Genomic DNA, 6,992 nt, shown 5'->3' on the forward strand with positions numbered 1-6,992 from the left:
TGAGATTATTTTCGGCTAATCTCGATTGCATCTACATCGGCAAGAATACGGCCGCAATGTTCGCAAACGATGATTTTCTTTTTATCTTTAATATCAGCCTGACGTTGCGGAGGAACAATGTTGAAACATCCACCACAAGCTCCACGACGTACCATTACCACAGCCAGACCATTGCCTGCATTACCACGGATACGATAGTAGGCATTAATCAGACGTTCTTCAATATTTGTGGCGGCTTTGTCACGGCTCGCAATCAAGCCTTTTTCTTCTTCCTGGCTTTCGGCCACCAATACGTCTAATTCTTTACGTTTGGCTTCAAGGTCTTTTTTACGGCCATTCATTGCTGACTCAACATCAGCAATTTCTACATTTTTATTTCTGATTTTAAAATCAGCTTCTTTAATACGTTTATCTGCCAACTGAATTTCCAATTCCTGTAACTCCAGCTCTTTCGATATCGCATCGTATTCACGGTTGTTACGAACATTCATTTGTTGGTCTTTATACTTCTGAATCAATTTTTCAGCGTCTTTTTTATTCAAACGATAGCCATTGATTTCAGCATCTAAAGCATCTACTTCTTTTTTAAATTTTGAAATACGTGTTTCAAAGCCAATCACCTCATCTTCTAAGTCGCGTACTTCGTCTGGCAAATCACCACGTAGCTTTTTAATTTCGTCTAATTCAGAATCAATCGATTGAAGATTAAGAAGAGCTTCTAATTTTTGTGCAACTGTTAATTCCATAATATATGAACCGCTACGGCGGAGCGTCTTGATTTTAAAGCTTTATTTTTGATAAAAAGGAGAATGACCAGCCAGCCATTTTACCTCAATATGCCATTGATTAATAATAATATTTTACCGGATTTGTGGGTGTTTCCGACAAATGGACTGCAAAGTTAGTGAATTTTTTGCAAATATAATCTTTCAGTAATTCTTTTGTAAATTGCTCACTTTCATAATGCCCTATATCGGCAATAATGATTCGGTTTTCGGCATCAAAAAACTCATGATACTTGTAATCGGCCGTAACAAAAATGTCGGCTCCTGCCCGTATTGCATCACCTGACAAAAAACTTCCCGCTCCACCACATACGGCTACTTTTCTGATGGGTTTATTCAACAGGCTTGTATGTCTGATAACTGAAACCTGCATCTTTTGTTTCAGATGAGCCAGAAATTCTGTTTCAGTCATTTCCTGAGGCAGGATTCCGACAGCACCTGAGCCAACCTCCTGGTTTTCATTGTCGAGCAGTGTCAGGTAATGAGCTACTTCTTCATATACATGGCCTTGGCGCATGGCCGCCAGAATGGGGTTTTTAAGATAGGCCGGAAAAATAACTTCTATCCGGTTTTCTTCGACTTCCTCCATAGCCCCACCTGATTGCCCGATAGTCGGATTGGCTTGTGCATTGGGTTTAAAAGTGCCTTTGCCCTCAACCCTGAAACTACATTGGCTATAGTTCCCGATTTCGCCTGCTCCGGCTGCATAGAGAGCGTCTAACAGTTGTCCGGTATGCTCAACCGGAACAAATACAACTAACTTCATCAGCAAGTCGCTTTTGGGTGTTAGAATCCGTACCTGCTGCAAACCTAATAACTGCGCAATTTTGAAACTTACGCCATTTACTACATTGTCAAGATTGGTATGCGTGGCATAAATTGCAATGTCATTTTTAATAGCCTTGATGATGGTGCGCTCTACATAGTTTTTACCAGTGATTTTCTTCAGCCCCTTGAATACAATAGGGTGATGTGCTACTATGAGGTTACAGCCTTTTTGAATAGCTTCTTCTACTACGTCTTCGGTTGAATCAAGGCTTACCAGAATCCCTGTAATGATTTCGTTAGGATTGCCTACCAGTAAGCCCGCATTGTCGTACGATTCCTGATAGGATAGAGGGGCTAATTTTTCAAGATAAGCCGTTACATCTCTTATTGTCATTGTGTCAGTCGATAAATTAATAAAGCTGTGCGTTGTGTCAGTGCCGGAAACTCTTTCAGATTGATGGTTTCGCCCGGAGCATGTGCGCCTTTTCCGGAGGCACCCAAGCCGTCGAGACAAGGCACATATTGGGCAATGTAAGAAATATCGCCTGCCCCACGAGAACCCGGGTCGCCTGCTTTTACTTCACCCATATTCAAATCCATACTTACCTGATTCAGCACTTTTAATAAATCTGCATTTGCCTCGGTTGGTTCCATTGCTGGGATTCCATCAGAAAATTTAATTTCTGCATTTGTGCCGTTCAGGTGTTTTCCTACAATTTCACGCATTTTAGTTCTGGCATTTTCTTTCTGCACTTCACTAATAAAACGTAAATCGCCTGTAACCATTACTTTCTGTGCAATAATATTCGTTTTACCTACGGCCTCACCTTTTGCCAGAGCAGGGTCATAATTTACTTCTGTACCCCCTGAAATTACCCCCGGATTGAAAGTAAGGTATTTCTCGCTGCTGAGTGCTTCTCTGAATTCATCAAGAATACGAGCCGCTTCATAAATAGCACCATAACCCATGTTCTGACTAAAAAGGCCTGAAGAATGGCCTGTTTTTCCGGTAGTAATCAATTCCCAGCCGCTTGAACCCCGACGGGCTGTTGCCGCAATATTGAAACTAACGGCGGTTTCGTAAGCGAGTGCAATATCTGATTGTCTGGCACAGTCAATAAAATCTTTCCGGCTGATACTGGTAGGTTTGCCCGAACTCTCTTCGTCGCCTGTAAAATAGATAGTGATAGAGGTATCGTCTAATAGTTTTTGGGCATGCAGGGCTTTTAAAGCCGCAATAACCATTACGTCTCCGCCTTTCATATCGTTTACTCCTTGTCCTGTAGCTGTAGAGTCATTCAGACGTATAAAAGGCGTAAAGGGCATTGATTTTTCGAAAACCGTATCTAAATGCCCAATCAGAAATAGTTTTTTACCTTTTTTGCCTTTGCGATAAGCCACTAAATGCCCTGCCCGATTCAACGAATCAGGTAATGATACCCATTCGGTAGTAAAACCCATGTCGTCAAATTCTTTACGGAAAATCTGTCCGACTTGTTTTACGCCCTCGTGGTTGAGTGTACCGCTATTGATATTCACTACCTGCTCTAACAGTTTTTCTGTCTGCACGGCATTGGCTTTTACATGGTCGATAATCTTTTTCTCTGTCGGGCTGATTTTTTGCCCGTAGGAGTGAAATCCTACCAATAAGAGCAGGAATACATAAGTTTTTTTCATGTTAATGATTTTATAGATAGCGTTCTTTCAGAATATTCAGGTGATGAAGCTCATGTCCAGGAATAATCCACGCCAAGGCACGAGCAGTAGTAGGCCAATTATTAGCTAAACCCAAACGAGACAGTTCACGTTGACTGAAAGATTTGAACAACAAGATAGTGGATTTTCTTTGTGCTTTGTATTGCAATAAAAAACTTCGCAGACTTTTTTTATTGAAATGGGTTGCGGTTACATAATCGGCTTCATCAAACCCCGGCAATGATTGTTTTTCGTTACGGGCAATGCACATGGCACGATAGGCTAATATTCTTTCACAATCAATAATGTGCCCTAAAACCTCAATAGGTGTCCATTTTCCTTCGGCGTAGCGGTAAAAGTGCTTTTCTATGGGTAATGATTTGAAAAAGTTTTCCACAATGAAAATATTTTCAGCCATTGCCTCTATGGCGTTTTCGGTCGTAACTGTCTGAATATAACTCTTTTGAGGCGACTGGGTGTTATACTCATTATCGGTAGGTTTAGAAATTTTCATATTTTTTTGATTTAGGTCTTGACATGCAAATATAATCTCCCTACCTTTGCAGTCCCAAACGATGAGGGAAATAAAGTTTCAGCAAAGTTTAGGAGACCCGGTTCGGTAGTTCAGTTGGTTAGAATACCTGCCTGTCACGCAGGGGGTCGCGGGTTCGAGCCCCGTCCGGACCGCAAAAGCACTCAATTTTGAGTGCTTTTTTTGTTTTTAAGGTGGTTTTGTTTCAGTTGGTTAGAATACGGGTCAAACCAAAAAGTTAGGGAGTAGCTAAAAAATGGGTTACTTTGCGGAAAAGAATACAGACTTGGACACAACGCTATTATCATTACTACTACCTGAAGGCATTTTAGAATATTTTGAATTGACAAATGTGATAAAGAAAGAGGATTCTTAGACTATCCGTCCACCTATCTATTTTTATCAGAGAAGAATCTACCACCACAAGAATATCAAACTGACCAGCTACAATCCAAGAGATTCTTTGATGAAGAAACTGTCCGGGACTTTCTACTACGAGGCAAAGCATGTTATTTAAAAATCAAGCGAAGGAAATGGCTGAATCTCACCACTGGTAAAACAGTTTATAGGGATTGGGAAATGGTAGCAGATGGCACTCGAATGACTAAGAAATTCGCTGTTTTTTTTAAAGGACTTGGTAGATAATACGCCCATTAGTTGTAAGACGCTGGGAGATCTTTATGGCTTAGATGGCAAGCGATTTCAGGAACAGTATGTAAGTCATTTAAGTGATTACACGGGTTAGCAGCAGGCTTCACATACAGAGATTATATTTTTGATTTTGTACTTTGGTACTTATTTTTACCAGTAGCTAACAAAAACTTTGGCAGTTGCTATTTTTTTAAGTAAGAACCTTTTTAAACTTATTTCTTTGGATTAGAAAATGGTACATTTTGGCTGCGGCTGCTTCATTTATTTTCACGGTGGTGCCGCTACAATTCAAATAAATGAATTGTCTTGCTCAAAATCTACTCATTTTCATCAATAAATCGCAGCGGCGACCCGCAAAAAGTTTAAACAGGTTCATACTCTAAATTCTTTCTGATAATATATTAATTTTATTCTGTGTTGTAATTTCTTTGATACTCCTATTATTTGTTTTAAATGATATACTGAAAATGAAAATCAAACCAGATGAATTAACAGAAAAAGGCTATACTCTACTTGATCAGCTTGGTCATAAAGAATTAGTTCCGTTTATAAGAACTTATATTAATAAAAGAACAAAATACGCTGTTTTATATTATTGCTGTAATGTACTCGCTTTTGCACTTGCGGGCTATCTGCTTGTTAAAAAAATTGATGAACCGGATATATCCTTTGGTGACCGTTTTACTTATTTTTCTTATGGGCTGGCTATCACTTTTTTATTAGTACCACTACATGAATATATACATGTTTTAGCCTACAAATCTCAGGGGGCAGTAAATACTTCTTATGATGCAAATTTTAAAAAATTCTATTTTTTGGCTCTTGCTGATAAATTTGTAGCCAATAAAAAAGAGTTTGAGATTGTGGCCTTAGCACCATTTATTATAATCACTACTACTTTAGTGGGTTCATTATTGTTGGTCAATACAATTGGGATGCTCACTATAGCAGGTATATTATTACTTCACACAGCTATGTGTTCAGGGGACTTTGGCCTGCTGAGTTATTTCCAATTTCATCAGGATAAAGAAGTAGTAACTTATGATGACAAAGAAAACGGTATAACCTATTTTTATGGAAAAAGTAGATAATACGAATCAACTTGAAAAATTACTGTAGGATTACGTAATGTTGCTTAGATTAAAAAGAAGTTAAGAAATTATAAGAAAATTTAGTAGAATTTGCCTCAAAGTTGTCATTAAGAAAAATCCATCAGGAAAGAATACTTGGATGGAAAAACTCGAAAACAGGTAGTATCGAAAAACTATTGAAAATAATTTTACGGTTACAGCGAAATTTCCTGAAAAAATTCCTGCTGTAACAGCAAAAGGGTTTTTACTTAAAATATTGATTACTATTACTATGTATTGCCTTGATAAACATTTTTAGGGGTTATGCAACTTACATTACTTATTCAAATGGGAGTGTACTTAGATATAGCTATCCTACAGATTTTAGACTTGCTCTTTTATTTAAGTAATGCGACAAAATTATTTTAAAATTGTTAACTTTGCTCTATGCGAGCAAAACGATATATTAAATTAGAGCCAAGTGAGGTCATCACAATGGAAGAAGGGTACAAAAATGCTACCCATCATCAATTCAAACAACGTTGTCATTGTCTATTGCTAAGTCATCAGGGGTATGATATGTATAGCCTAAAATCTATATTTCAAGTAAGCCACCCTACCATCACTAACTGGTTTGACAGTTGGGAAACGCATGGGATAGTAGGTTTACGCAATCAATTGGGTCAGGGTCGCAAACCTATTTTCAATGCAGCTGATGAATCATTGGTAAAAAGCAAAGTAAAATCAAGCCCTCAGACTCTGAAAAAAGTACGTCAAGAACTGAAAGAAGCATTACAGAAAGACTTCTCTCAAAGAACATTAGAGCGTTTTTTAAAAACACTTGTCGAGCCAGTTGGAAAAGAGCCAGAAAAAGTTTAAAGTCAAAGCAAAACACTTCTGAGTACGCATATAAAGAAGACTGCTTAAATGACTTACTCGAGCTCCACCAACAAAGTCATATTGACTTATTTTATGGTGATCAGGCTGGTTTTTCGCTCAATTGTGTCGTACCTTACTGCTGGCAATTTCCAGATGAACCCGTTTATATTCTGCCACAAAAAGGCAAGAATATCAATGTATTTGGGTTGATGAATGCTGATGGAAATGAACTTTACACTTTTGATGTAAAAGGTACTATTAATGCTGATTTTGTCATCAATTCAATAGAAATATTTATTGATAAAATTAGAAAACCAACAGTTTTAGTAATTGATAATGCCAGAATTCATCACGCCAAAGTTTTTCAAGAAAAGTTAGAATTGTGGCAAAACAAAGGGCTCTATATTTTCTATTTGCCTGCTTACAGTCCACATCTAAACAGAATCGAAAGGCTTTGGAGGCATACTAAATATTATTGGCTTAAGCCTAGTGATTATCAAGATTTGGAAACCCTCAAAAAAGCCCTTGACAAAATTTGGTCTAAATTTGGTTTTGACTATCAAATCGACTTTTCTAAAATTAAAATTTAAAATAATTTTGTCGTATTACTTA

8 protein-coding genes and 1 tRNA gene are annotated in these 6,992 nt (G+C 37.9%); 5 read left to right on the forward strand and 4 right to left on the reverse strand.

The features are described from left to right. Nucleotides 1-5: 5 nt before the first annotated feature. The 4 genes from EWM59_RS24590 to EWM59_RS24605 all read right to left on the reverse strand — a co-directional run bounded on the left by EWM59_RS24590 (nt 6) and on the right by EWM59_RS24605 (nt 3,762). Nucleotides 6-746 (reverse strand): zinc ribbon domain-containing protein, encoded by a 741-nt coding sequence (locus EWM59_RS24590; RefSeq protein WP_130023894.1) that lies wholly within the window; start codon nt 744-746, stop codon nt 6-8. A 100-nt stretch (nt 747-846) separates the two neighbouring features. After that, the gene (locus EWM59_RS24595) at nt 847-1,947 is read right to left on the reverse strand and encodes a Nif3-like dinuclear metal center hexameric protein (protein WP_130023895.1); all 1,101 of its coding nucleotides are present in this window, start codon (nt 1,945-1,947) and stop codon (nt 847-849) included. Further along, nucleotides 1,944-3,230 carry a M20/M25/M40 family metallo-hydrolase gene (locus EWM59_RS24600; RefSeq protein ID WP_130023896.1) on the reverse strand — a complete coding sequence of 429 codons (1,287 nt, stop codon included), beginning with the start codon at nt 3,228-3,230 and terminating at the stop codon, nt 1,944-1,946. Before EWM59_RS24600 ends, EWM59_RS24595 begins: the two co-directional genes overlap by 4 nt. 10 nt (nt 3,231-3,240) lie before the next feature. Beyond that, nucleotides 3,241-3,762 carry a DinB family protein gene (locus EWM59_RS24605; protein WP_130023897.1) on the reverse strand — a complete coding sequence of 174 codons (522 nt, stop codon included), beginning with the start codon at nt 3,760-3,762 and terminating at the stop codon, nt 3,241-3,243. Between the two features lie 99 nt (nt 3,763-3,861). Here EWM59_RS24605 and EWM59_RS24610 point away from each other — a divergent pair. From EWM59_RS24610 to EWM59_RS24625, 5 genes are all read left to right on the forward strand, one after another. After that, nucleotides 3,862-3,935 (forward strand) — tRNA-Asp (locus tag EWM59_RS24610). Between the two features lie 187 nt (nt 3,936-4,122). Beyond that, entirely contained in the window at nt 4,123-4,425 is a 303-nt protein-coding gene (locus tag EWM59_RS28865) for an ISAon1 family transposase N-terminal region protein (protein ID WP_445447096.1), read from the forward strand. Between the two features lie 473 nt (nt 4,426-4,898). Beyond that, nucleotides 4,899-5,522: a DUF3267 domain-containing protein gene (locus tag EWM59_RS24620; RefSeq protein WP_130023898.1), complete on the forward strand. Its 624-nt coding sequence runs from the start codon at nt 4,899-4,901 to the stop codon at nt 5,520-5,522. Nucleotides 5,523-5,948: 426 nt separating this feature from the next. Next, a complete protein-coding gene (locus EWM59_RS28470) occupies nt 5,949-6,380 on the forward strand; it encodes a helix-turn-helix domain-containing protein (protein ID WP_130021386.1) in 432 nt (143 codons plus the stop codon). Next, nucleotides 6,320-6,970 (forward strand): IS630 family transposase, encoded by a 651-nt coding sequence (locus tag EWM59_RS24625; protein WP_229239289.1) that lies wholly within the window; start codon nt 6,320-6,322, stop codon nt 6,968-6,970. The genes EWM59_RS28470 and EWM59_RS24625 overlap by 61 nt, the downstream gene beginning before the upstream one ends. Nucleotides 6,971-6,992 lie beyond the last annotated feature (22 nt).

It is taken from the genome of Emticicia agri (assembly GCF_004168285.1).
Lineage (GTDB): Bacteria > Bacteroidota > Bacteroidia > Cytophagales > Spirosomataceae > Emticicia > Emticicia agri.